Source organism: Mesorhizobium sp. P2_H9 (assembly GCF_056403215.1).
This window is the reverse complement of sequence record NZ_JBFUFX010000002.1, coordinates 40,492-65,811: the sequence shown is the minus strand read 5'-3', so window position 1 is coordinate 65,811 and position 25,320 is coordinate 40,492. Positions and strand designations below refer to the sequence as shown.

The 25,320-nt window shown below is 63.1% G+C and carries 23 protein-coding genes; 9 read left to right on the top strand and 14 right to left on the bottom strand.

All coding sequences use genetic code 11. The features are described 5' to 3' along the window. The first annotated feature begins 2 nt into the window (after nt 1-2). From AC1DXN_RS03340 to AC1DXN_RS03325, 4 genes are read left to right on the top strand one after another with little or no spacing between them, the layout of a single operon-like run. The gene (locus AC1DXN_RS03340; protein WP_477273285.1) at nt 3-1,505 is read left to right on the top strand and encodes an FAD-dependent oxidoreductase; all 1,503 of its coding nucleotides are present in this window, start codon (nt 3-5) and stop codon (nt 1,503-1,505) included. Beyond that, complete coding sequence (locus AC1DXN_RS03335) at nt 1,502-2,263, top strand: 3-ketoacyl-ACP reductase (protein WP_477273287.1); 762 nt, start codon at nt 1,502-1,504, stop codon at nt 2,261-2,263. Before AC1DXN_RS03340 ends, AC1DXN_RS03335 begins: the two co-directional genes overlap by 4 nt. Before the next feature lie 12 nt (nt 2,264-2,275). Then, nucleotides 2,276-3,904 carry a GMC family oxidoreductase gene (locus AC1DXN_RS03330; protein ID WP_477273289.1) on the top strand — a complete coding sequence of 543 codons (1,629 nt, stop codon included), beginning with the start codon at nt 2,276-2,278 and terminating at the stop codon, nt 3,902-3,904. 14 nt (nt 3,905-3,918) lie between these two features. Beyond that, nucleotides 3,919-4,236, top strand: a complete 318-nt coding sequence (locus tag AC1DXN_RS03325; RefSeq protein WP_477273291.1) for a Dabb family protein — start codon at nt 3,919-3,921, stop codon at nt 4,234-4,236. Here AC1DXN_RS03325 and AC1DXN_RS03320 read toward each other — a convergent pair. From AC1DXN_RS03320 to AC1DXN_RS03265, 12 genes are all read right to left on the bottom strand, one after another. After that, on the bottom strand, nt 4,223-5,068 hold the full coding sequence (locus tag AC1DXN_RS03320; protein ID WP_477273293.1) for an EamA family transporter: 846 nt from the start codon (nt 5,066-5,068) through the stop codon (nt 4,223-4,225). The genes AC1DXN_RS03325 and AC1DXN_RS03320 overlap by 14 nt on opposite strands. Nucleotides 5,069-5,075: 7 nt before the next feature. Then, a complete protein-coding gene (locus AC1DXN_RS03315; protein WP_477273295.1) occupies nt 5,076-5,987 on the bottom strand; it encodes an endonuclease/exonuclease/phosphatase family protein in 912 nt (303 codons plus the stop codon). A gap of 86 nt (nt 5,988-6,073) precedes the next feature. Further along, a complete protein-coding gene (locus AC1DXN_RS03310; RefSeq protein ID WP_477273297.1) occupies nt 6,074-7,627 on the bottom strand; it encodes a cation:proton antiporter in 1,554 nt (517 codons plus the stop codon). A 215-nt stretch (nt 7,628-7,842) separates the two neighbouring features. Next, nucleotides 7,843-8,907 carry an ABC transporter ATP-binding protein gene (locus tag AC1DXN_RS03305; protein ID WP_477248504.1) on the bottom strand — a complete coding sequence of 355 codons (1,065 nt, stop codon included), beginning with the start codon at nt 8,905-8,907 and terminating at the stop codon, nt 7,843-7,845. A 30-nt stretch (nt 8,908-8,937) separates the two neighbouring features. Next, nucleotides 8,938-9,729, bottom strand: a complete 792-nt coding sequence (locus AC1DXN_RS03300; RefSeq protein ID WP_477248506.1) for an ABC transporter permease — start codon at nt 9,727-9,729, stop codon at nt 8,938-8,940. Further along, the gene (locus tag AC1DXN_RS03295; protein WP_477273299.1) at nt 9,726-10,640 is read right to left on the bottom strand and encodes an ABC transporter permease; all 915 of its coding nucleotides are present in this window, start codon (nt 10,638-10,640) and stop codon (nt 9,726-9,728) included. The genes AC1DXN_RS03300 and AC1DXN_RS03295 overlap by 4 nt, the downstream gene beginning before the upstream one ends. Nucleotides 10,641-10,703: 63 nt before the next feature. Then, nucleotides 10,704-11,810: an ABC transporter substrate-binding protein gene (locus tag AC1DXN_RS03290; protein ID WP_477273301.1), complete on the bottom strand. Its 1,107-nt coding sequence runs from the start codon at nt 11,808-11,810 to the stop codon at nt 10,704-10,706. Nucleotides 11,811-12,051: 241 nt separating this feature from the next. Beyond that, nucleotides 12,052-13,224: an iron-containing alcohol dehydrogenase gene (locus AC1DXN_RS03285; RefSeq protein ID WP_477273303.1), complete on the bottom strand. Its 1,173-nt coding sequence runs from the start codon at nt 13,222-13,224 to the stop codon at nt 12,052-12,054. Between the two features lie 17 nt (nt 13,225-13,241). Beyond that, nucleotides 13,242-14,630 (bottom strand): aldehyde dehydrogenase family protein, encoded by a 1,389-nt coding sequence (locus tag AC1DXN_RS03280; RefSeq protein ID WP_477273304.1) that lies wholly within the window; start codon nt 14,628-14,630, stop codon nt 13,242-13,244. 167 nt (nt 14,631-14,797) lie between these two features. Next, the gene (locus AC1DXN_RS03275) at nt 14,798-16,168 is read right to left on the bottom strand and encodes a glutamine synthetase family protein (protein WP_477248514.1); all 1,371 of its coding nucleotides are present in this window, start codon (nt 16,166-16,168) and stop codon (nt 14,798-14,800) included. 95 nt (nt 16,169-16,263) lie between these two features. Beyond that, complete coding sequence (locus AC1DXN_RS03270; RefSeq protein ID WP_477273306.1) at nt 16,264-17,877, bottom strand: amino acid permease; 1,614 nt, start codon at nt 17,875-17,877, stop codon at nt 16,264-16,266. 21 nt (nt 17,878-17,898) lie between these two features. Further along, nucleotides 17,899-18,717: an N-formylglutamate amidohydrolase gene (locus AC1DXN_RS03265; RefSeq protein ID WP_477273308.1), complete on the bottom strand. Its 819-nt coding sequence runs from the start codon at nt 18,715-18,717 to the stop codon at nt 17,899-17,901. 146 nt (nt 18,718-18,863) lie between these two features. Between AC1DXN_RS03265 and AC1DXN_RS03260 the strand changes: the two genes are divergently transcribed. After that, entirely contained in the window at nt 18,864-19,691 is an 828-nt protein-coding gene (locus AC1DXN_RS03260; RefSeq protein WP_477248593.1) for a MurR/RpiR family transcriptional regulator, read from the top strand. A gap of 16 nt (nt 19,692-19,707) precedes the next feature. On the opposite strand, the gene AC1DXN_RS03255 is transcribed toward AC1DXN_RS03260, so the two are convergent. Next, nucleotides 19,708-20,745, bottom strand: coding sequence for a zinc-binding dehydrogenase (locus AC1DXN_RS03255; protein ID WP_477273310.1), 1,038 nt, complete (start codon nt 20,743-20,745; stop codon nt 19,708-19,710). Between the two features lie 57 nt (nt 20,746-20,802). Next, nucleotides 20,803-22,044: an acyl-CoA dehydrogenase family protein gene (locus tag AC1DXN_RS03250; protein WP_477273312.1), complete on the bottom strand. Its 1,242-nt coding sequence runs from the start codon at nt 22,042-22,044 to the stop codon at nt 20,803-20,805. Between the two features lie 119 nt (nt 22,045-22,163). Between AC1DXN_RS03250 and AC1DXN_RS03245 the strand changes: the two genes are divergently transcribed. From AC1DXN_RS03245 to AC1DXN_RS03230, 4 genes are read left to right on the top strand one after another with little or no spacing between them, the layout of a single operon-like run. Beyond that, nucleotides 22,164-22,979, top strand: coding sequence for an SDR family oxidoreductase (locus tag AC1DXN_RS03245; protein ID WP_477273314.1), 816 nt, complete (start codon nt 22,164-22,166; stop codon nt 22,977-22,979). After that, nucleotides 22,976-23,503 carry a MaoC family dehydratase gene (locus AC1DXN_RS03240; RefSeq protein WP_477248527.1) on the top strand — a complete coding sequence of 176 codons (528 nt, stop codon included), beginning with the start codon at nt 22,976-22,978 and terminating at the stop codon, nt 23,501-23,503. Before AC1DXN_RS03245 ends, AC1DXN_RS03240 begins: the two co-directional genes overlap by 4 nt. Then, on the top strand, nt 23,500-24,540 hold the full coding sequence (locus tag AC1DXN_RS03235; RefSeq protein ID WP_477273316.1) for a phosphotransferase family protein: 1,041 nt from the start codon (nt 23,500-23,502) through the stop codon (nt 24,538-24,540). Before AC1DXN_RS03240 ends, AC1DXN_RS03235 begins: the two co-directional genes overlap by 4 nt. Next, nucleotides 24,540-25,316, top strand: coding sequence for an SDR family NAD(P)-dependent oxidoreductase (locus tag AC1DXN_RS03230; RefSeq protein WP_477273318.1), 777 nt, complete (start codon nt 24,540-24,542; stop codon nt 25,314-25,316). The genes AC1DXN_RS03235 and AC1DXN_RS03230 overlap by 1 nt, the downstream gene beginning before the upstream one ends. The last annotated feature ends 4 nt before the right edge of the window (nt 25,317-25,320 follow it).

The following is a 25,320-nucleotide window of genomic DNA, read 5'->3' as shown; positions in this document are numbered from 1 at the left end:
CGATGGCAAATCCCGACATCGTCATCATCGGCTCCGGCATTGGCGGCGCCACGATCGCCTCCGGCCTTGCCGGCAGCGGCGCCTCGATCCTGATCCTGGAGCGCGGCGAGAAGCTGCCGGCAACGGCGCATGCGCGCGACACGCGCTCGATCTTCGTCGACGGCCATTACCGGCCCAAGGAGATGTGGCGCGAGGCCGGCGGTGGCGCCTTCAACCCAGGCAACTACTACTATGTCGGCGGCAACTCGAAATTCTACGGCGCGGTGCTGATCCGCTACCGCAAGGAAGATTTCGCCGCCATGGAGCACTTTGGCGGGGTCTCACCGGCCTGGCCGTTTTCCTACGAGGAATTCGAGCCCTGGTATTCGAAGGCCGAGCAATTGTTCCGCGTGCGCGGCTCGCTGGGCGAGGATCCGACCGAGCCGTTCCACTCGATCCCCTATGCCTTCAAGCCGGTGCCCGACGAGGCGCCCATTGCCCGCGCCCGCGCCGAACTCAAAGGCCTCGGCCTGCATCCGGCCTCGCTGCCGCTCGGCGTCGACATCGACACCTGGCTGAAGGAAGGCAAGACCGGCTGGGATGCGTTCCCGAACACCGGCCAGGGCAAGGTCGACGCGCAAACCGGACCGCTGACGGCGGCCCTTACCGACCAGAACATCAAGCTCGAGACCGGCGCCTACGTCGAATCTCTCGAAGCCTCGGCCGACGGCAAGACGATTGCCGCCATCCACTACCGGCAGAATGGCACGTTGAAGAAGGTGTCGCCAAAATTGGTGATCCTCTCCGCTGGTGCGGTCAATTCCGCCGTTATCCTGCTGCGCTCGCCCTCATCAGACGGCAAAGGCCTCGCCAACCGTTCCGACCAGGTCGGCCGCAATTTCATGAACCACAATTCGAGCGCCATGCTGGCGATCGATCCGCGCCGCCGCAACGATGCCGTCTACCAAAAGACGCTGATGCTGAACGACTACTATCTCACAGACGGCACGGGCGGCAGGCCGCTCGGCAACGTCCAGCTGTTGGGCAAGATCGACGGCAACATGCTGAGAGCCAACGTCAAGCTGGCGCCAAAGTTCGCGCTCGATTTCATGGCCGGCCACGCCGTCGACTGGTACCTGATGTGCGAGGACCTGCCCGATCCCGAAAGCCGCATCATGGTCGACGGCAAGGACATCGTCATGCAGTGGCGGCGCTCCAACATGCAGTCACTGGACGGCCTGACCAAGGTGATGCGCGAAAATTTTCGCGCCTGTGGTTATCCGATCGTGCTGTCACGCCCCTTCGACAAGCGGACGCCCTCGCACCAGTGCGGCACGGTTAAGATGGGTGACGATCCGGCTACATCGCCTCTCGACCCGTTCTGCCGCTCGTTCGACCATCAGAATCTGTTCGTCGTCGATGGCGGCTTCCTGCCCAACTCGGCCGCGGTCAATCCAGCGCTGTCGATCGCCGCGCAAGCGCTGCGCGTCGCCGACCACATCCGCAGAACGGAACTCGCGGCATGACTCGCCCCGTAGCCATCGTCACGGGCGGTGCACGCGGCATCGGCCTTGCCTGCGCCGAGGCGCTGGCCGATGCTGGCTTCGATATTCTTGTGGCCGACCTTGCCGAGAACGCTGATCACGGGCTCGCCGCCAATATCACCAAACGCGGCGCGAAATTCGCCTACCATCGTTGCCACATCGCCGATCTCGACGGCCACGCCGCGTTGGTCGACGCCGCGTTGAACGCCTTCGGCCACCTCGACTGCCTGGTCAACAATGCCGGCGTCGGCGCCGTCGTGCGCGGCGACCTGCTGGAACTGAAGCCGGAGAATTTCGACCGCGCCCTCGGCATCAATCTGCGTGGCACCGTGTTCCTCAGCCAGGCCGTCGCCAGGGCGATGCTGGCCACACCGGGCGATCATCCGAAATCGATCATCACCATCACCTCGGTCAGCGCCGAAATGGCGTCGCCCGAACGCTCCGACTACTGCATCTCCAAAGCCGGGCTTTCCATGTGGGTGAAAAACCTCGCGCTGCGGCTCGCCCCTGAAAACATCGGTGTGTTCGAGCTGAGGCCGGGCATCATCCGCACCGACATGACGGCGGGCGTCACCGCCAAATACGATGCGCTCATCGACAGCGGGCTGGTGCCGGCAAAACGCTGGGGCGAAGCATCAGACATTGGCGCCGTGGTGGCGACGCTCGCTGGCGGCAAGCTCGGTTTTTCCACAGGCTCGATCATCAATGTCGACGGCGCGCTCTCCGTGCCGAGACTGTAAGTGGATGGTGTCATGACCGACTATATCATCGTGGGCGCCGGTCCGGCCGGCTGCGTTCTGGCCAACCGGCTGAGCGAGGATCCGGCCAATTCGGTGCTGCTGTTGGAGGCCGGCGGCAAGGACTGGCATCCGTACATCCACATGCCGGCGGGCTTTGCCAAGATGACCAAGGGCATCGCCTCCTGGGGCTGGTCGACCGTGCCGCAGAAGCACATGAAGGACCGCATCTTCTGGTACACGCAGGCCAAGGTCGTCGGAGGCGGCTCCTCCATCAACGCCCAGATCTACACGCGCGGCAATGCCCGCGACTACGATGCCTGGGAGAAGGAAGAAGGGCTCGTCGGCTGGGGCTATCGCGACGTGCTGCCCTATTTCAAACGCGCCGAGAACAACCAGCGCTATGCCAACGATTTCCATGGCGACCAGGGCCCGCTCGGCGTGTCGAACCCGATTTCGCCGTTGCCGATCTGCGAGGCCTATTTCCGCGCCGGCCAGGAGATGGGCATTCCCTTCAATCCGGATTTCAACGGCGCCACCCAGGAAGGTGTCGGCTACTACCAGCTGACCCAGAAAGACGCCCGGCGCTCCTCCGCCTCGGTTGCCTATCTCAAGCCGATCCGCGCTCGCAAGAACCTCACCGTTAGGACCGACGTGCTGGTGACCCGCATCGTCGTCGAGAAAGGTCGCGCCATTGGCGTCGAGATCGTCGACAGGCCGGCCGGCGAGACAAAAGTCCTGCGCGCCGAGCGCGAGGTGATCGTCTCGTCCGGCGCCATCGGCTCGCCGAAGCTGTTGATGCAGTCGGGCATCGGTCCGGCCGATCACCTGAAGTCGGTTGGCGTCACACCGGTGCACGACCTGCCCGGCGTCGGCTCCAACATGCAGGACCATCTCGATCTGTTCGTCATCGCCGAATGCACCGGCGACCACACCTATGACAACTACGCCAAACTGCACCGAACAATGTGGGCCGGCCTGCAATATCTGCTTTTGAAGAAGGGGCCGGTGGCCTCCAGCCTGTTCGAGACCGGCGGCTTCTGGTACGCCGACCCGACCGCCGCGTCGCCCGACATCCAGTTCCATCTCGGCCTTGGCTCCGGTATCGAGGCCGGTGTCGAGAAGCTCAGGAACCCGGGCGTGACACTGAACTCGGCCTTCTTGCGACCGCGCTCGCGCGGTACGGTGCGGCTGAAGAGCGGCGACCCGGCCGATCACCCGCTGATCGATCCGAACTACTGGTCCGACCCTTACGACCGCGCCATGTCAATCAAGGGCCTCAGGCTGGCGCGCGAGATCATGCGGCAGAAGGCGCTTCAACCCTACGTGATGCGCGAAGTGCTACCCGGCCCGACGCTCGCCAGCGATGACGAGCTGTTCGACTATGCCTGCCGCAGTGCCAAGACCGATCACCATCCGGTCGGCACCTGCCGCATGGGCCATGACGACATGGCGGTGGTGACGCCCGACCTCAGGCTGCGCGGTATCGAAGGACTGCGCGTCTGCGACGCCTCGGTGATGCCGCGCGTGCCCTCTTCCAACACCAATGCGCCGACCATCATGGTTGGTGAAAAGGGCGCCGATCTCATCCTTGGCCGTGAACCGTTGCCGCCGGCGGTATTCTCGGGCAATCAGGCAGCGTAACCCAGAGGCAAAAAATGATCAGGCATTGTGTCTTCGCCAGATTCCGCATCGACGTCGACGCCGCCGAGCGCGCTGCGATCCACGCCGATCTCGAGGCATTGCGCTGGGCGATCGACGGCATGGACAAGGTCGAATTCAGCGCCAATGCCAGCCCCGAGCCCTTCGCGCGCGGCTTCACCCATGGCTTCACCATCGACTTTCGCGATGCCGCCGCGCGCGACGCCTATCTGGTGCATGAAGCGCATCAGCGCGCCGGCGCAAGACTGGTCGCCGCGCTCGAAGGCGGCACCGACGGGCTGATGGTGTTCGACCTCGAAATCAACCCATCCTGAGCGCGACGACGCCGGCGACGATGCTGAGCGCGGCGGCAGCACGCCAGCCCGTCATCTTCTCGCCGAGCGCGAACACCGAGATCATCATGGCGAACAGGATCGAGGTTTCGCGCAACGACGCCACTGAGGCGATCGGCGCCTTGGTCATCGCCCACATGACGATCCAGTAGGCCGCACCGCTGAGCACGCCGGTGAAAAGCCCCGCCTTCCAGTCACGCGCCAGCACGGGCAGCGACTGCGGTCCGCGGAAGACGACGCACAAAACAAGCGCCCATGTCGCGTCGCAGATGAACAGCCAGGCGGCATAGCTCTGCGCCGTGGCGGCCAGCCGCGCGCCGCTGCCGTCGGACAGCGTATAGCTGGCAATGAAGATCGAAGTGCCGAGCGCAAAGCCGACAGCGCGCAGGTTGAACCTTTCCAGATGCACGCCGCCGCGAAACGACATCACCAGCGTACCGGCCGATAGCAGCAGGATCCCGGCTATGGCGAATGGGCCGGGAATCTCGGCAACGACGAACATGCCGCCAAAGGCTGCCAGCAGCGGCGCGGTGCCGCGCGCCAGCGGATAGGTCTGGGCGAAATCGCCAGCCTTGTAGGCGCCGATCAGGAAGGTCCGGTAGCCCATGTGGAAGACCACCGAAGCGAGAATGAATGGCCAAACCTCGGCCTTCGGGAATTCGACAAAGGGCAACACGAAAAGCGCGGCAAATCCCATGCCTAATGTCATCAGCGTGATCGACAGGAAGCGGTCGAGATGCACCTTGACCAGCGCGTTCCAGGTCGCATGCATGGCGGCGGCGGCAAGCACGGCGAAGAAGACGAACAAGCTCATTGGCGGGTCATCCGCCGCCCTGCATGGCGAGTGGCGTTTCCAGATCGATGTCGACGCGCAGCGGAAAATGGTCCGAGGCGATTTCGCCGATGTCGGCGCCGACCGAGCGCACACGCCCGGCAAGCATGCCGCCGACGAAGCAATGATCGAGCCGGCGTTTTGTCAGCCTGCCGTCGATGGTCTTCACATGAGTGTGGAAATCCACCGGAGCTTCGCTGGCAACCGCCGCGGCATCGACGAACCCGTCGAGATAGGCAGCGCCGCGATGATAGGGCGTGCTGCCGACGATGCGCCTATACTCGGCGCTGTCCGGCTCCATGTTGAAATCGCCCAGCCAGATCGCCGCCAGCGGGTTCTCCGGCTCGGCCTCGCTATTGCTCCAGTTGCGCGCCGGCTCATCGTCAACGCCGCTCCATGGGCCGCCGTCGGACGGCGCCCGGCGATGCTCGGCGAGCAGATAGTCGATCTGCTCCAGCCGCTCCTCGGCGGCGATATGTGCGAGATGCAAGGAGAGAAACCGCACCGGACCGGCCGGCGTACGGATCATGCATTCGAGCGCCGGGTTGCGGGTGTTGAGCGGTCGCAGCGTGCGGCGCAGGGGCAGCGTGTGCAGGCGCGACCAGACGATCGGCAGCTTCGACAGCACCATGGTGCCGAATTGCCGACGCCGGTTGAAGAGGCGGCCGTCGCGCTGCTCGCTGGCGTCCATGTCGAAGGCCGGGCCATAGACCCAGTGGTAGTCCGGTAGCAGGCGGGAAAGCAGCTCCGGCTGGTCGTCCTCGTTGCTCCGTTGCCAGTGCCGCTCCACTTCCTGCAGCGCGATAATGTCGGCGCCGTCAACGATACGTGCCGCGCGCGCAAGGTCATAGCGGCCGTCGCTGCCGAACCCGTACTGGATGTTGTAGCTGACCAGCTTCATTGCTTATCCGGCTCAATTTCGGATTGACGTAGCGGTTCGGCGATTTGCTTGCAATGTGCAGCGGGATGGACGGAGTTTGGGCCAGCCTAATTCGTCGTCAGCGGCTGGAACCGTCCTGCCGGCGAGGCCGCCAGTTCCGTCCAGTCGATTTCTTCCTCCAGGCGGTGATAGGCTTCGTCGCCGATGGTCCCGTTTCGCCGCAGTTCCTCCAGCGCATCGCGCTGGCTGTTGATGGCATAGAGGCGCAGCCTGTCATACTCCGTCGCCGCCTGCGCGTTTTCAGGGTTTTCGGCGATCGTGCGCTGGGCCGTATATTGCTCGCGCACCGCAGCAGCGGCATTCGACGTCTTGCCGCTCAACACGTTGAGTGCCGCCTGCATGATGGCGACACGCGCCTGCGCCACTTCGCGGTCGATCGTCGTGTCCGGATCGAAGGCGAGCCAGCGCAGCAGCGGCTTCAGCGTCATGCCTTGCAGCACCAGTGTACCGAGAACGACCGCGAAGGCGGCAAGAACGATCGGATCGCGGCCCGGGAAGTTGGGCGGCAAGGCAATGGCGGCCACCAGCGTCACCAGCCCGCGCATGCCACACCAGCCGACCAGCAGCCCGCCCCGAACCGTCGGCGCATCTCGCCTTTGTTCCTCACTGCCGAAGCGGGCAAACCATCGTATGATGACGCCGAAACCCATAACCCAGACGAGGCGTGACACGATGACGACGGCCAGCACCGTCGCGGCGAAGACGAAGGCTTCGCCCTGCCCGTCCCCGGCAAGCCGGCCGACAATCGACCGTGCCTGCAGGCCCATCAGCACGAAGGCCAGCACGTTGAGCACGAAGACCGCCGACTCCCACACCGAATAGGTGCTGACGCGCCGCCTTGCCGACATGCGGCGCGGCGCCCTGCGGGCGAGGGTCATCGCATAGACGACGATGGTGATGATGGCCGAAAGTCCCAGCCTGTCGGCGAGGATCCAGACGCCGAACGTCCCGGCGAACTGTATCACCGTGCTGCTCGCCGCATCCTCGATCTGGGTGAGCGTCAGCAATGAGAAGCGGCCCAGCAGATACCCCGCGGCCAGGCTGCCGATCGTTGACAACAGGATCGTCGGAATGGCGCTGCTCAGCATGATCGCGCCGAGCGCTGCCGAAACCGCCAACCGGTAGATCAGGAGCGCGGTGGCATCGTTGAGCAGGCTCTCGCCCTGCAGAATGGCGGTGATGCGGTGCGGCACCTTGAACTGCCCAAGCACGGCGCTTGCAGCCACCGCGTCGGGCGGCGCGACGATGGCGCCGAGTGCAATGGCCGCCGCGATCGGCAGCCCGGCCATTTTCCAGCCGACGAAAGCAACGATCGCGGTGGTGAAGATGACGGCGCCGAGCGCCAGAGCCACGAGCGGCAGGCGATAGCGGTTGAGATCACGCAACGACGTGTCGTAGGCGGCATCCAGAAGCACCGGCGCGATGAACAGCGCCAATGCCAGCTCCGGGTCGATCTCGATCGTCGGTGCGCCAGGCACGAAGGCGAGGCCAGCGCCTGCGAGAGCCAGCAGCGAAGGGTAGGGAATCTCCAGCCGCCGCGACAGTCCGGTCAGCGCTACAGCGATCAGCAGGAGGACAAGCGTCAGTTCGAAAAGAGCCATGACCTATCGTAGCCGCGAAGCGGCATTGTTGGCAGGGGTGAGTTGGCAAGATGCTGTTGATTGTCCAGCAGGCCCCTGCCAGCCGGCAGTATGCCCGGCCTCGGTCGCCAGGATATGAGCCTCGGTCATGGAGGCGCTGCCGGTCTTTCAGGCTGTATTGTAGCCGTTCATTGCACCTGCTGAAATCGACCGTCTCAGTTCCCTGAGGATGCTTACTAGTGCAGCACCAGCATGTCGCTGGACGAGAACGATATCTCAGCCTTCTCGCCGACAGCCGGCGGCGGAGCGGCTGGGCTGTTGAAGGTGTCGAGTGACACCGTGCTGCCACCGATGCCGACACGAACCCGGATGACCGAGCCGAGGAAATGCACTTCGGAAATTTCACCGGACAGGCTGGAATCGCGGCCGGGCTGACGGCCAAGCGAAATCGCTTCCGGCCGCAAAGCCAGCGACAGCGTGTCGCCTGACTTGGACCCGTTGAGCTTGCCCTTGAGCAGAACCTCCTCGCTGTTGACGCGCACCGTGCCCGCCGCTGCGTCGGTGACAGTGCCTTCCAGCACGTTCAGCGTGCCGACGAAGTTGGCGACGAACTTGGTCGCCGGCCGGTTGTAAATCTCGAACGGCGTGCCGACCTGCTCGGCCTTGCCGCCATACATGACGGCGATGCGGTCGGAGATCGATAGCGCTTCTTCCTGGTCATGCGTGACGAAGATGGTGGTGATGCCGAGCTTCTTCTGGATCGAGCGGATTTCCTCACGCAGTGATACGCGCACCTTGGCGTCGAGTGCCGACAGCGGTTCGTCGAGCAGCAACAGTTTCGGCTTCGGCGCAATCGCCCGCGCCAGCGCGATGCGCTGCTGCTGGCCGCCGGAGAGCTGGTAGGGATAGCGGTCGGCCATCTGCGGCAGCTTGATGATGTCCAGCATCTCGGCCACGCGTCTATCGATGTCCGCCTTGGGCATGCCGGCGACCTTCAGGCCGAAACCGATGTTCTGCGCCACCGTCAGGTTGGGGAACAGCGCATAGGCCTGGAACACCATGCCGACATTGCGCTGGTTTGGCTTCAGCCTCGTGATGTCCTTGCCTGCAACGACAATCTTGCCGGCGCTCGGCTCTTCGAAACCGGCGACCATGCGCAGAACGGTGGTCTTGCCGCACCCGGACGGCCCGAGGAAGGAAACGAACTCGCCCGGCTCGACATCAAGATTGAAATCCTCGACCACTGTGGTGGCGCCGAAGGATTTTCGCACATGCTGGATGGAGAGGAATGGGTCGGCCATGGCTTTTTCTTTCGATCAGTACTTTGTCGATCAGTTTGGGCGGTTCGCCGATCTCGGCGCAAAGCGGGACAGTATCTGGATCAGCGACATGCAGCCCCAGGTGATGGCGAAGGCGATGATGGCAAGCGCCGCCGGCTCATAAGCGCGGTTGGCGCCAACGTTTTGCAGATAGGGGCCGAAGGCGGGCCGGTTGAGCAGGCTGGCCATGGTGAATTCGCCAATGACGATGGCGAAGGTGAGGAAGGCGCCCGATAACACCGCGATCAGCACATTGGGCAGGATCACTCGACCAATGATCGTGCCCCAACCGGCGCCCAGAATCTGCGCCGCTTCCGTCAGCGTCCTGACGTCAATGGTGCGAAGGCCGGTATCGACGGCGCGGTACATGTAGGGCAGTGCCAGCATTGCATAGCCGATAACCAGCAAGGCATTGGTACCCATGTCAGTCGCCAGGAACGGCAGCGGCGAATTCGAACCGTACATCCTGATATAGCCGAAGACGATGACGATGGCCGGAATGACCAGCGGCAGCAACGTGATGAACTCGACGATGGGCCGCAGTTGCGGCAGGCGCAGTCGAATCCAGTACGCGGCCGGAACCACGATCAGCACACCGAGGATGATGGTGAAGATGGCGGCAACGACGGAATAGCCGAACGTCGCCTGGAAGTGAGCGTCGCCCAGCACGATTTTGTAGGCGTCGAAGGAATACTCGCCGCGCCGCATGCGCATGGAAAATTCCACCGTCGCGATCAGCGGAATGAAGAAATAGGCCGCGCCCAGCGCGAAGACGACCCAGGCCCAGAATTTGCCGGACTTCATTTCAGCCACCTCTCCGAACGCGTCCGGAACCAGATGTAGAACACATTGGCCAGCCCGGTGATGACGATCATGCCGAAGGCGATCGCATAGCCGAGATGGGCATTGTGCAGCACGTCGCCGCGGATCTGCGCATAGAGCAGGATCGGCACGATGTTGAGTGAGGAGCCGGTCAGCGCATAGGCGGTGGCGATGGCGCCGAAGGCATTGGCGAAGAGCAGGATGACAGTGCCGAGAAAGCTCGGCCAGATCACCGGGATGACCACCATTCGCCAGTATTGCGCCTGGGTGGCGCCGAGCGTCGCGGCGGCCTCGCCCCATTCCTTCTTCAAGCCGTCGATCGCCGGCGTGATGATGACCACCATCAGCGGGATCTGGAAATAGACATAGGTCAGCGTCAGGCCCCAGAACGACAGGATGTTGAAGCCGTGTGCGTAGATGTTGAGGCCGAACACGGTGTTGAGCAGCACCGTGGCGAGACCGAGCCGTCCAAGTGTCGCGAGGAAGGCGAAGGCCAGCGGTACGCCGGCGAAATTGGAAGCAACGCCGGAAAAGGTTAGCGTTGCCGAACGTATCCACTCCGGCAGGCCGCCGCGCACGATGGCGATGGCGATGGCAAGACCCGCAAAGGCGCCAATCAATGCCGAGGAAAGGCTGACCTTGAGCGAGATCCAGTAAGCGGCGACAATCGATGGCTGCGCCAGTGCCGCTATGTTTTCCAACGTGAATTCGCCGGCATCGTTCTGGAAGGCGCCCAGCATCAAATAGAGGGTGGGCAAGATCAGGAACATGATGGCGAAGATGAAAAATGGCGCGACGCCGAGCCATTGCGTCGGCAGTCGCAATGCGCGCGCCTCGCTGGGCGGCGCGGTCTTCCCGGCAACTGCGTGATCGGAAAGCGAGAGATCTGTCATGCGCCGGCTACCGTCTCCGAGGAACACCGGGCGGCCGCTGGGCCGCCCGGTTGATTTCAAGCCTTACTTGACGTTGGCGCCGACGACGGCATCCCAGTTCTTGGTGACGGCTTCCTTCGCCTTGCCCTGCTCGTCCAGCGTCGGGAACACCGCGGCGGCGTAAGCCTCGGCCGGCGGCAGCTTGGCCATCACGTCCGCCGGGAGCTTGCCGTTCTTGGCAAGATCGTTGAAGCGGATCGGGTGGCAATAGCCCTTCAGCCAGCCGATCTGGCCTTCGTCGGAGTAGAGATACTCCAGCCAGAGCTTGGCAGCGTTCGGATGCGGTGCGAAAGCGCTGATCGCCTGCACGTAGACGCCGGCAACGACACCCGTCTTCGGCACGACGACGTCGACGGGCGGATTGCCCTTCAGCGTGTCGCGGCCGGCAAGTGCATTGTAATCCCAGGTCACCAGGATCGGCGTCTGGCCTTGTGCCAGGGTCGCCGGCTTACCGATGACCGGCACGAAATTGCCGGCGGCATTGAGCTTCTTGAAGAAGTCGAGGCCAGCGGTGCCGGCAGCTTCGCCCGCAGCCGCGCCGCCGGAAAGGCCGGCGGCATAGACAGCCTGGATGGCCTGGTTCGAGGCGCGCGGGTCGCCGGCAAGCGCCACGGTGTTGGCGAATTCCGGCTTCAGCAGGTCAGCCCAGTCGGCCGGCGCTTCCTTGACGAGGTCCTTGTTCACCAGGAAGGACAGCACGCCGTAGTAGTCGCCGGTCCAGAAACCGTCGGCATCCTTGGCCGAGTCGGGGATCGAGTCCCAGGTCGACACTTTGTAGGGCTGGATCAGGCCGTCAGCCTTGGCGGTTGGACCGAAGGACAGGCCGACGTCGATGACGTCAGGCGCCTGCGGGCCCTTGTTGTCCTTGTTGGCCTTGATCGCCTCGACCTCGTCGCCGGAGCCGGCATCGGGGTTGAGTTCGTTGATGGTGATTTCAGGATATTTCGCCTTGAAGCCGTCGATGACGGCGCCATAGCCGCACCAGTCATGCGGCAGGGCGATGGTGGTGAGCTGGCCTTCCGCCTTTGCGGCCTTGACGAGATCGTCCAGCGACGCTGCGGACGAAATCGCCGACGACGCAAAAAGGGTCGCGGCCGAAAGGGAAAGCACTTTCCCCGTGAATTTGAACATGTGTTCTCTCCATTGAACTGACGCCGTTGGACGCCTGCGATGCGGTATCGTTTTCATGTGACAGCCAGATGAAAGCATTGTGAAACCGGCACCCGCAGTACGAAAAAGTAAACTCTTTTTAACCGGTGGTAGCAATCGCCTCGCGATTATTTTTCCGGCTAACTAGTTTCTGCATGCCTTTCGCCCCTTCCCCTTTCCTTTCCCCTCGTTTTCCAAATCATATTCCGGCACCAAATCCGCCTCAGACGGTGCCGGCGATCGCGTTCTCCAGCAGCGTCAGCGCCGCCTTCTTGGTCAGCTTGACAGGGTTGCCGCCGGCGGTCGGGTCGACCACCGCCATGTCGGCGATCAGGCCCTTGCGCTTCTTGTCCATATCGAGCCCCTTGATCAGGCCCGGCAACGCATGCGGCACCTTCAACTCCTTGCGCAATTTGATGACCGCCTTGGCGAAACCGTCGAACCCGCCCTTGATGCCGCAATAGGCGGCGAGCCGGGCGATGCGCTCGTCGATCGCCTCGCGGTTGAAGGCCAGCACATAGGGCATGAACACGGCATTGGTCATGCCGTGATGGGTGTCGTAGAGCGCACCGATCGGGTGCGACAGCGAATGGATGGCGCCGAGCCCCTTCTGGAAGGCAGCCGCACCCATGGCAGCCGCACTCATCATATGGGCGCGGGCGACCAAATCCTTGCCGTTGGCATAGGCCTTCGGCAGGTTTTCGAAGACGAGCCTGACACCTTCCACCGCAATGCCATCGGCCATCGGATGATAGCCCGGTGCACAATAGGCTTCGAGGCAATGGGCGAGCGCGTCCATGCCGGTGCCCGCGGTGATGAAGCTTGGCATGCCGACCGACAGTTCCGGATCGGCAATCACGATTGCAGGCAAAAGCTTCGGGTGGAAGATCACCTTCTTGGTGTGCGTCGCCTCATTGGTGATGACACCGGCGCGGCCGACCTCGGACCCTGTGCCGGCGGTGGTCGGCACGGCGATGATCGGCGCGATCGCATCGGAATCGGCGCGCGTCCACCAGTCGCCGACATCCTCGAAATCCCACACTGGCCGCGTCTGCCCGGCCTGGAAGGCGATCAGCTTGCCGAGATCGAGCGCCGAGCCGCCACCGAAAGCGATGACGCCGTCATGCTTGCCCTTCTTGAACACGGCAATGCCAGCAGTGAGATTGGAATCGACCGGGTTCGGCTTCACTTCGGAAAACACGCCGTAGGGCACCTTGGCGTCGTCGAGGATCTTCAGTGTCGAAGCGACGACCGGCAGCTTGGCCAATCCCGGATCAGTGACGAACAGCGGCCGCTTGATGCCGGTTGCATCAAGCACATCCGGCAGTTCCTTGATGCGTCCCGCGCCGAAGCGGACGGTGGTGGGAAAATTCCATTTCGAGATGAGCTTGGACATTTTTGTCTTTCAGAAAATCAGATGGTTTCACGCAGGTGGAACGACTTCGGCCGGGTCAGATTGTCGTAGCCGATGGCCGACAGTGCTGCCCCCTTGCCGGTGTCCTTGACGCCGGTCCAGACCAGCGCCGGATCGAGATAGTCGCAACGGTTCATGAACACGGTGCCGGTCTCGACGCGGTCGCCGATCGCCGCCGCATGGTCGGTATCACGCGTCCAGATCGAGGCAGTCAGCCCATAGGGGCTGTCGTTCATCAGCGCGATAGCCTCCTCGTCGTTGCGCACCTTCATGATGCCGATAATGGGTCCGAAGCTTTCTTCGCGCATGACGCTCATCTGATGGTCGACTTGCGTCAGCACCTCCGGCGCCAGATAGGGCGAGCCTGCCTGGTCGTTGGCCACCTTCATGTTGATGTGCGCCTTGGCGCCCTTGCGCAGCGCCTCGGCTTTCTGCTCGCGGATCAGATCGGCGAAGCGTGCCTGCGCCATCGGCCCCATCGTCGTTGCCTGGTCGAGCGGGTTGCCGACGACATAATTCTTCGTCTCGGCGATGAAGCCTTCGATGAACTCGTCATAGACTTTCTCGTGGACGTAGACGCGTTCGATGCCGCAGCAGCACTGGCCGGAATTGAAGAAGGCGCCGTCGACCAGATTGGCGACGGCATGGTCCATCTTGGCGTCGGGCAGCACATAGGCCGGATCCTTGCCGCCAAGCTCGAGGCCGAGCGTCATGAAGGTGCCGGCCGCCGCCTTTTCGATGGCGCGGCCGCCGCCGACCGAGCCGGTGAAATTGACATGGTCGATCTTGCCTGAGCCGAGCAGCTTTTCGGTCTGGGCGTGGTTAAGCACGATGTTCTGGAACAGGCCCTTGGGCAGGCCGGCCTTGTCGAAAGCCTGCTGGAAGCGTTCGCCGACCAAAAGCGTCTGCGCCGCATGCTTAAGGATGACGGCGCTGCCGGCCATCAATGCCGGCACGATGGTGTTGACGGCGGTGAGATACGGATAGTTCCACGGCGCGATCACCATGACCACGCCGAGCGGCACCTTCTTCACATAGCGGCGGAACCCGTCCTTCGGATTGGAGGCCAGAACCGGCTTGAGAGCGGCTTCGGCGATCTCGACCATGTAGTTGGTGCGTTCCTTGACCCCGCCGAACTCGCCGCCATAGCGCACCGGACGGCCCATCTGCCAGGCGATCTCCGGCACGATCTCGTCGGTCATCGCGACCAGCGCTTCCAGCATGGCCAGCATATACTTGCCGCGCTCGACGACCGGTGTCAGCGCCCACTTCTCCTGCGCCGCCTTGGCCCGCTCGACGGCGGCGTTGATGGCCTGGTCGGTGGCGACAGGCCGTTCGGCATAGATCGAGCCATCGATGGGGGATTTTATCTTGACCGTTTCGGTCATTCTTTAAGTCCTCGCACTTTGTAACAATCGAAAATCATATGACTTGGCGCTGCCCCTCATCCGCCTGCCGGCACCTTCTCCCCGTATAGTGACGGGGGGAAGAATGGAGCTCCGGCGTCGGCGCCCCTGTTGTCCACGGCGAGAGGGCAAGGGCGTTCAGGGCAAGCTTAGTACCGCTCAAACCCCCGGTGCAGTTCCCAATCCGTAATCCGACGGTCGTATTCGAACTGCTCCCACTTTGCGGTGTGGACATAGTGTTCGAGCACGTCCTCGCCGAGCGCCTGCTTCAGCATCTTCGATTTCGCCAGCGTCTCGGTGGCGTCGCGCAGCGTCTTCGGGATCTCCGGCAGCCGCGACGCCTGATAGGCATCGCCGACGAAGGGCTTTTGCAGTTCGAGCTTTTCATCGATGCCGGCCAGGCCGGCGGCGATCAATGCTGCGAAAGCGAGATAGGGGTTAAGGTCGGCGCCGCCGATGCGGCATTCCATGCGGATGCCCTTGGTGCCCTCGCCGCACAGGCGGAAGCCGGCGGTGCGGTTGTCCTCGCTCCACATGATCTTGGTCGGCGCGAATGTGCCGGCCTGGAAGCGCTTGTAGGAGTTGATGTAGGGCGCCAGGAACCAGGTGAACTCCTTGGCGTATTTGAGCTGACCTGCTCCCCATTGCTGGCCAAGCGTCGACAGCGTCCAGTCCGCCTTCTTGTCGAAGAACAGCGCCGTCTTGCCGTCGGCGCTCCACAGCGAATTGTGGATGTGGCTGGAATTGCCGGCCAACCCGTAATTGTACTTCGACATGAAGGAGATCGCCTTGCCTTCAGACTCGGCGATTTCCTTGGCGCCGTTCTTCAGGATGACGTGGCGGTCGGCCATCTCGAGCGCCTCGGCATAGCGCACATTGATCTCTTCCTGGCCCGGACCCCATTCGCCCTTGGAGTTCTCGATCGGGATGCCGGCCGCATCCATCTCATTGCGAAGCCGGCGCATGACGCCTTCTTCCTTGGTGGTGATGCCGATCTGGTAGTCGCCAATATAGGGCGAGGCCGTGTCGAGGCCCTGCCAATGCTTCTTGCGGGCGGAATCGTAGGTCTCGTTAAACAGATAGAATTCGAGCTCGGAGGCGAAATAGCCGATATAGCCGCGCTCCGTCAGCCGCTTGACCTGCTTCCTGAGGATCGCGCGCGGCGAATGTGGCAGGTCGTCATGGGTGTGATGGTCGAGCACGTCGCAGATCACCAGCGCGGTCTTTTCCAACCACGGAATGCGCCGCAGCGTCGCCAGGTCCGGCTTCATGACGAAATCGCCATAACCCTTCGACCAGCTCGCCGCCTTATAGCCCGGGACCGGCTCCATATCGATGTCGGCTGCCAGCAGATAGTTGCAGCCATGCGTCTCGTCATGGGCGGAATCGACGAAATACTGGGCCAGGAAACGCTTTCCCGCCAGCCGGCCCTGCAGGTCGACGATGCAGGCCAGCACAGTGTCGATCTCGCCGCTGGAGACCGCCTTCTTCAACTGATCGAACGAGAAATTTCCGGCCATTCTTTTGGCACTCCAGCTAGCCGCTTTGGGCTTGTCACTTTGAAAGGGAACAAAAAACCGTGGCGAGCGAACCCGCCACGGCTTCAGCCTGCTGCTTAGGCGGTTTCGCCGACAGCCTTTTCAGCGGCCGCGATGATCGCCTTGCGCTTGGCGATTGCCGCATCACCGATAGGCGGGCCCTGGAAGCGACGGTTTTCGATGGCGAACCAAAGAATTGCCAGGATGATCGCAAAGCCAAGCGAATAGTACCAAAGGCCCGGCACAAAGCTTGTGGCCGCGACAGGCGGATTGGCGGCAGCATCGGCCGGCGTACCGGGAATGGATACGACGAAGGCATGACCGCCAATCGTAACCAGCACCGTGCCGATCATGACTATGATCGCGAAGACTTTCGACAGACCGCCAAGGCGGAAACTGCCGAAGGTTGTCCAGGTTTTGCCTTCGGCAAAGAAGCCGGCGACAATCGGCATGGCGTAGGAGATATAGAGATACATGGCGCAGCCGGTGGAGAGAGCGGCAAAAGCGTTGAGCGGCGTGGTCACCGCGGTGAGCACGACAGCCATGACGGCCGAGAACCAGATGGCCGCCACCGGAGTGCGGTAGGTCGGGCTAACCGAGCTCAGCAAGCCCGAGAATGGCAAGCCGCCGTCACGTGCAAACGCATAGATCATCCGCGACGTGGACGTCACGGCTGCCAATGCGCAGAGGAAGTTGGAGATGATGACGCCGATTAGCATCAGCTTGCCGATGAAGGATGGCAGGATGGCTGCGATGAACAGGTTGTTGAACGAGCTCCAGCCTGTTGCGGCGGCGGCATTCAGGTCCGGGATTGCCATGATCATGACCAGGATCAGCACAAAACCGAACACACCGGACCAAAACACCGAATGCAGCATGCCCTTGTGCACGGTGTTGCGTGCATTGACCGTTTCTTCCGCAGTGTGCGCCGAAGCGTCGAAACCGGTGATGGTGAACAGCGGATAGAGGAGGCCGATGATGATCGCCATCAACGGACCGGTTTGCGGAGAAACGCCGCCTCCGGGTGCTCCCGTATTGTTCACAAACGTAAACGCCTTACTGACGTCAAAGCTCGGCGCCGCCATCAGAAACATGATGATGAGAATGACGGTGACCCCGAGGATCAGGTAACCCGAAAAGTCCGTCAGGATGGTCGTCAGCCTGATGCCGAAATGGTTGAGCAGGGCTTGCGCCGCGGTGATGACGGCCACCGAAACAACTTGTGTCCCCATCCCCCAGCCGGAAACGTCCCAGCCGAGCACTGAACCGAAGAACAGATCCCGCGTGATGAGATAGAGAAACACATTCACTGCCGGGATGACAAAGAGAAGCCCGAGCAGATTGACATAGGCCGTTGCCCAGCCCCAGAACCTGCCGCCGAGGATCGACGACCAGTGATACAGGCTGCCGGCCGTTGGGTAGGCGGATGCGATCTGGCCAAGACTGGCCGCAACGATCAGCGCATACGCGCTGCCAATGATCCAGCCAATGGTCAGTGAGAATGGGCCGCCCGTCGAAAGCGCGATCGGAAATGATCCAAATCCGCCGGACAGGATGCAGATGATTGAGAACGAGATCGCAAAGCTCTGGAATGCTCCCATCCGTCGCGATAGTTCCTGGGCGTAGCCCATGCCATGAAGGATTTTTACGTCCTCCGTTGTATCGACGTCTATTTGACCCGGTGCTGCCATTTTGGTGTCCCCTTTTGATTCTTAGCTGGCCGATTGAACTGACTTTCTGACTGCGCTTGTTCGAGAGCCCTTGGCCTCCTCGGGCTCCAGATCCAGAAAAATGCCTGTGAGCAGATCCGCCCATTTCCGCTGCCCGGTCTCGCCGGAGATTTCGTCATTGCGGATTTCGATCATCGCGCAGGGAAGGCCGCGCGAGCGCGCATGGCGCTCCAGTGTGAAATAGACCCGGTCGGCCGGCGAATAAGGCTCGTTGACGCCGACGGTGACGCCGGCGAGCCGCTTGAGCGCGGCGATCAGCGGTGAAGCCAATCGGCGATCCTCGTCATGAATGATACCGATGTGCCAGGGCCGGTTTTTGCCCTTGTAGATCGGGGTAAAGGAATGGACCGAAACCAGCCGGGTTTCCCGACCGCGCGCCTGCCTTGCGTCGACGATATTTGCGACCGCGTCATGGAAGGGCTGCCACGACAAGGCGATGCGCTGGGCGCGCTGCTTTTCCGAGAGACCAGTATTGCCGGGTATTGCGGTGGTTTCGCTGACCGGCGGCACCAGGTCGGGCGCGTCGAGCGGGCGGTTGCAGTCGATGACCAGGCGCGAAATACGCGTTTCGACCAGCGTCGCATCGAGCGCCTCGGCCATGCGGTGGGCGACCGGCAGCGCGCCGGGATCCCAGGCGATGTGACGGGAAAGGTCTTCGACTGGAAGGCCGAGCGTTCCGAATTCGGCCGGCAGGAAATTGGAGGCGTGGTCGCAGGTCAGCACGAATGGGCTCGATCCACCCGGGTTCGTCACCCTGACGGAGTTTGACGATGCAAGGCTGGCGGGCCGTGCTGTCTCCATTGTCTGTCGTCCCCTGGGGAGCGCTGTATCGTATGTTACGTATTTTGCCTCATTGCGTCCCTGTGGATGATTTCATACAGTTTGACCGGCTTTGTCAAATGCGAATTCGGGAAAGCAGTGTCGGCCAGGCCAAGGGTGGGGAAAACATGATTTCCAGCATTGCCGAACTGATCTCGGACCGCATCGGCACGATGCCGGCAAGCGAACGGCGCGCCGCGCAAACGCTGATTGCCAACTATCCGCTGATCGGCCTGAAGACGGTCGCCGAATTCTCGGCTGCGGCCGGCGTATCCTCGCCGACCATCCTGCGTTTCGTCGCCCGGCTCGGCTTCCAGAACTACCCGGAGTTCCAGTCGGCCCTGCAGGACGAACTGGCGGCGCAATTGCAATCGCCGGCTATTCGGACGCTCAATCCACAGTCGCAGGGCGGCGGCCCGGTATCGCCGATGCTGGAAGCAACACTCGACAATATGCGCGAGACGTTCAGGCACCTGTCCGACAAGCAACTGGCCGACATCGTCGCCAAGCTTGCCGACCGGCGCGGCAAGACCTTCCTGATCGGCGGCCGCTTCACCGATCCGCTGGCGCGCTACATGGCCGCTCATCTCGCCATCGTCCAGCCCAATGTCTTCCACCTCGCCGGACAGGAAAGCGTCTGGCGCGACCGGCTGATCGACATGGGCAAGCGCGACGTGCTGGTGATCTTCGACATCCGGCGCTACCAGGACAGCCTGGTCCGTCTTGCCGAAACGGCGCACCAGCGCGGTGTGCAAATCGTGCTGTTCACCGACCAATGGCTGTCGCCGATCGCCCGCTTCGCTCGCCATGTCATCGCAGGGCGCACTGCCGTGCCATCAGCCTGGGACTCCTCAGCAGCGCTTTTCGTCGTTGTCGAAACGCTGATCGGCGCCGTCACCAGACAGCTCGAGGCCGATGGCGCCAAACGCATCCGCGAACTGGAAAGCCTGCGATAACGAGGCAACCCGCTGACTATGGCTTGATGAACACCTTGCCATTTGGCTTGGCCAGTTCGGCCGGGACTTTTGCCATCGCATCAGTCAGCGGCACGACGGCCGTGACATCGGTCGACCAGCGGCCGTCGGAAAATCGCTTCTGCGCCTCAAGGATCGCCGGGCCGCGGCGGTCGCGGAACTGGCGCATCCATTCGCTCAACCAAAAGCCCTCGATATGCTTGTGCTGGAAAATCAACTGGCCGGGCTCGCGGATGATCGTCGTGTCGGGATCGAGCCGTCCATAGATGATCCAGCGCGAGCGCTTCGGCATGACGTCGAAGATGGTCGAGGCCAACGGCCCGGTCACCGCGTCTAGGAAGATGCGCGGCTGCTCGGTCTTCACCACTTCGCGCAGCGCCGCCTTGAAATCCGACGCCTTCTCATTGAGGACATGGGCCGCGCCGATCTCCTGCAAAAGCGGGATCTGGTCGTCGCGGCGCACCGTGACGATCGGCCGGAAGCCTTCTTCTTTCGCCAGACCGATGATCAGCTTGCAGAGCTGGCTGGCGCCGGCGGTCATGATGAAGGCTTTTTCGCCCTCCTGTTTGACAATGTCGAACATGGCGAGCGCGGTGAGCGGGTTGACGATCATCGCCGCGCCGTCCTCGTCGCGGACCGTGTCGAGGAGAGGGATACAGACCACCGCCTCGGCAACGGCGTAGTCGGCCCATGAGCCCCAGTTGGTGACGCCGGTGGCGAAGGCGACCCGCTTGCCGATCAGGCTCTTGGGGTAAGGCTCGTCACCGCTAGCGACGACAGTGCCGACGCCCTCGAAGCCGGCCGGCTGGCCCTTGGCGCGCGGCTGGCCGTACTGACCCTTGATGAACATGACATCGGACGGATTGATCGAGGCAAGACTGACCTTGATCAGCACCTGTGTCGACCCTGGCGTCGGCACGGCGATGCTGCCGGGCTGGAGATAAGGTTCCATCGCTTCCAGCACACTGCCGGTTGGGGTCTTGGTGTAGCCGTCGCCGACCAACAGCAACGCTTTCATCTCGGAGGGGATGGCCATCGGGGGTACTCCTTGGTTACCGCCAGAACACCGCAACGCGGCCGGCTAAGCCGTCACTCAGACCTTTTCCTGCGTGTACTTCTTCAACTCAGTTCGCGCCACCTGCCGGCGATGCACGGCGTCCGGTCCATCGGCCAGCCGCAGCGTCCTGAGATGCGTCCACGAACGCGCCAGTGGCGTGTCCTGGCTGATGCCTTGCGCGCCGAACATCTGCACCGCCTCGTCGGTAACCCTGAGCGCGACGCGCGGCGCAATCACCTTGATCTGGCTGATCCACGGCGCGGCGGCCCGCGCATCGCCCTGGTCGATCATCCAGGCCGCCTTGAGACAGAGCAGCCGCGCCATCTCGATCTCCATGCGGCATTCGGCGATGATGTCGAAATTGGCGCCGAGCTTTGCCAGAGGCTGGCCGAAGGCCTCGCGACGCACGGAGCGCTGGCACAGCATCTCCAGCGCCATCTCGGCCTGGCCGATGGCGCGCATGCAGTGGTGGATGCGGCCGGGCCCAAGCCTTCCCTGCGCGATCTCGAACCCCCTGCCCTCGCCGAGGATCAGGTTCGCGGCCGGCACCCGCACATTGTCGAACCTCAGATGCATATGGCCGTGCGGTGCATTGTCGTCGCCATAGACCTGCATGGCCCGAACCTTGGTCACGCCTTTGGCATCGGAAGGCACCAGGATCATCGAATGCCGGCGATGCTGCGGCTCGCCGTCGCCACCGGTCCTGACCATGACGATGTAGATGGCGCAGCGCGGATCGCCGGCGCCCGACGCCCACCATTTCTCGCCGTTCAGCACATAGTCGTCGCCCTGCCGCTCGCAGCGCATGGCGATGTTGGTGGCGTCGGAGGAGGCGACATCCGGCTCGGTCATCAGATAGGCCGAGCGGATCTGTCCCTCGAGCAGTGGCTCCAGCCACGCCTTCTTGTGGTCCACTGAACCGTAGCGTTCCAGCACCTCCATATTGCCGGTGTCGGGGGCTGAGCAATTGAAGGCCTCGGCGCCAAGATGCGCCTTGCCCATCTCTTCGGCGAGATAGGCGTATTCGACGGTGGAGAGGCCATAGCCGCGCTCCGAGCCGGTCAGCCAGAAATTCCACAGGCCGCGCTCTCTCGCGGTCTTCTTCAGCCCTTCGAGGATTTCGGTCTGGCGCGCAGTGTAGACCCAGCGGTCGCCATCCTTGCCGATTTCGGCCAGGAATTCCTCGCCCAGCGGCATGATTTCGTCGCGAACCATCGCCGTGACGCGCGCGTGGATCGGCTTTAGCCGCTCGGTCATGCCGAGATTCATCTCCGCCATCGGTCTCTAACCCTTTCACGCATCTGGGCACTTTACCCGTGGCAAGGATGACCGTACTTCGGGTAGCCTTGTCAACGCGAGCCCTTTCGCCCCGAGGGGAGAGGCGCGGAGGAACTGCGATGAGCTATCTGGACGAGCTTTTTTCGGTTGCCGGCAAGACCGCGCTGGTCACCGGGGCCGCAACCGGCATCGGCCGCATGGCGGCAACTGCGCTGGTCAAAGCCGGCGCCACGGTGATGATCGCCTCGCGCAAGGGCGAGGATTGCATCAAGGTCGCCGAAGAATTGAATAGGCTTGGCAGCCCCGGCCGGGCGGAAGGCTTTGCCGGCGACGTCTCCAGCGAGGCTGGGATCGCGGCCCTCGTCGCCGGGGTCAAGGCACGCACCGAAAAACTGCACATCCTGATCAACAATGCCGGCGTTTCCTGGGGCGCGCCGCTGGAAACCTTCCCCTACCCTGCCTGGGCAAAAGTGTTCGGCGTCAACGTCACCGCCGTCTTCCATCTCACGCGCGAATTGCTGCCGCTGCTCGACGCCGCCGCCAGCGATGCCGATCCGGCACGGGTGATCAATCTGGGTTCGGTGATGGGCACCCAGCCGCTCGCCGACGACGCCTATTCCTACACCGCCTCCAAGGCGGCGGTGCACCATCTGACGCGCACGCTGGCAATCGAGTTCGCCGCCCGCCGCATCACCGTCAACGCCTTCGCCCCGGGGCCTTTCCAGAGCCGGATGACCGCTTTTGCCACCGGCAGCGAGGAACAGGCCAGACATGTCGGCGGCCATGTTCCGATCGGCCGTATCGGCGCGCCGGATGACATTGCCGGCGCAACGCTCTATTTGTGCAGCCGTGCTGGCAGCTATGTCACCGGCGCCATCCTGCCGATCGATGGCGGGCAGTCGGTGCAGCATGGGCTGACGCTGTTCAAGGAATGATACAACCGACCGGAACGCCGGCGGCTGAAGTGGAGGACATCGCAGTGGAACCGATCAGTCTCGATGTGCTTCTGGCCAGTGTCGGCAAGGAAGTCGGCGTGTCGCCGTGGCGGGTGGTCTCGCAGCGCATGATCGACCAGTTCGCCGACGCCACCGACGATCACCAGTTCATCCATTGCGATCCCGAGCGCGCCAGGCTGGAGACGCCGTTCGGCGGCACCATCGCCCACGGCTTCCTGTCGCTGTCGCTGTTGTCGGCGATGACCTTCGAGACCATGCCGCCGCTCGAAAACGGCAAGATGGGCGTCAACCACGGCTTCGATTCGCTGCGCTTCCTGGCGCCGGTAAAGACCGGCGCGCGCATCCGCACCCGCTTCGTGCTCGCCGACGTCAAGGTCCGGCCGTCGGGCTGGGTGCAGACAGCGCATGACGTGACCATCGAGATCGAGGGTTCGAAGAAGCCGGCGCTGACGGCGCGCTGGCTGACGCTGACGCTGATCGAGCGCCAGCCTGAGACCGCATGAGCGGCAGCGACCCGAACGCGCTCGACCAGGCAGCGCTTGCGCCTTACCTCGAGGCGGAAATCCCCGGTTTTGCCGGACTTCGTTCGATCGAAAAGTTCAAATCCGGACAGTCGAACCCGACCTACCTGCTGACGGCGGCAAGTGGCCGCTATGTGCTACGCGCCAAGCCGCCGGGCCAGTTGCTGAAGTCCGCGCATCAGGTCGATCGCGAATTCAGGGTGATGAAGGCGCTTGCCGGCACAGCGGTGCCCGTGCCCGACATGCTGCACCTTTCCAGCGAGGACTCGCCGATCGGCCGCATGTTCTATGTGATGGCCTTCGTCGATGGCCGCATCTTCTGGGACCCGGCGCTGCCGGAGGCCTCCGGCAATGATGAACGCGCCGCCATCTACGATGCCATGAACGCGACGCTTGCCGCCTTGCACGATGTCGACGTCGAAGCAGCCGGGCTCGGCGATTTCGGCCGCCCGGGGAATTATTTCGAACGCCAGCTGACGCGCTGGACCAGCCAGTACCGCGCCGCCGAAACCGGGGGCGTTGCCGACATGGATCGGCTGATTGCCTGGCTGGAGACGCACATGCCGGCAGATGACGGTCTGGTCTCGCTGGTGCATGGTGACTACCGGCTGGACAATATGATGTTCGCCCCCACTGAGCCGAAAGTATTGGCGGTGCTCGACTGGGAACTGTCGACATCGGGCCACCCCTTCGCCGACATCGCCTATCAGTGCATGCAGTGGCGCCTGCCGCATGCGTCAGGCTTTCGCGGCCTTGACGGCATCAACCGTGCCGCCCTCGGCCTGCCCTCCGAGGAAGCCTACGTCGCCGCCTATTGCCAACGCCGCGGGCTGGCCGGCATCGGCAACTGGACCTTCTTCCTCGCCTTCTCCTTCTTCCGGCTGGCTGCCATCTGCCAGGGTGTCTACAAACGGGCGTTAGATGGCAACGCCTCCAATCCGGACAAGGCCAAAACCTATGGCGAGGCGGTCAAGCTGCTCGCCGGTCTCGCGGTGAAACTGATCGACAAGGAGACGTGATGGGCCGTTTCGAGCGAGCGACGGTGCTGATCACCGGTGCCGCCGGCGGCCTCGGCCGCGGCGCGGCCAAAGGCTTTGCCGCCGAAGGCGCGCGGCTGCTCCTTTCCGATATCGACCACGCGGCGCTCGAAAACCTCGCTGCCACGCTCGACACGGAGACGGCGATACTGGCCGGCAACATCGCCGACGAAGCGGTGTCGGAAGCGCTGGTGGCACTGGCGGTCGAAAAGTTCGGCAGACTGGATGTCGCCGTCAACAATGCCGGCATCGTCCAGAGCTTGGTGCGCCTGCCGCAACTGGCCTCGGATGAGGCGCGCCGCGTCCTGGAGATCGACCTGCTTGGCGTCTTCTACGCCATGAAGCACCAGATTCCGCAAATGGAGCAGCAGTTCAAGGCGACCGGCCAGGGCGGCGCCATCGTCAACATCGCCTCGGTCGCCGGCCTCGTCGGGGCGCCGAAGCTTTCGGTCTATGCCGCCGCCAAGCATGGCGTCGTCGGACTGACCAAATCGGCGGCGGCCGAATACGCCACCAACGGCGTGCGCATCAACGCCATCTGCCCGGCCCACACCAGAACGGCGATGGTCGACGGCTTCGTCCGCCTCTCCGGCGCGCCGGAAGCCGAGGCGCTGACCGAGTTGACGCGCGGCGTGCCGATGAAGCGGGTCGGCGAAGTCGACGAGATCGTCACCGCCATCTTGTTTGCCGCCGACCCCGCAAATTCTTTCATGACCGGCCATGCGCTGGCGGTGGACGGCGGCGTCGGCGCCATCTGATGCA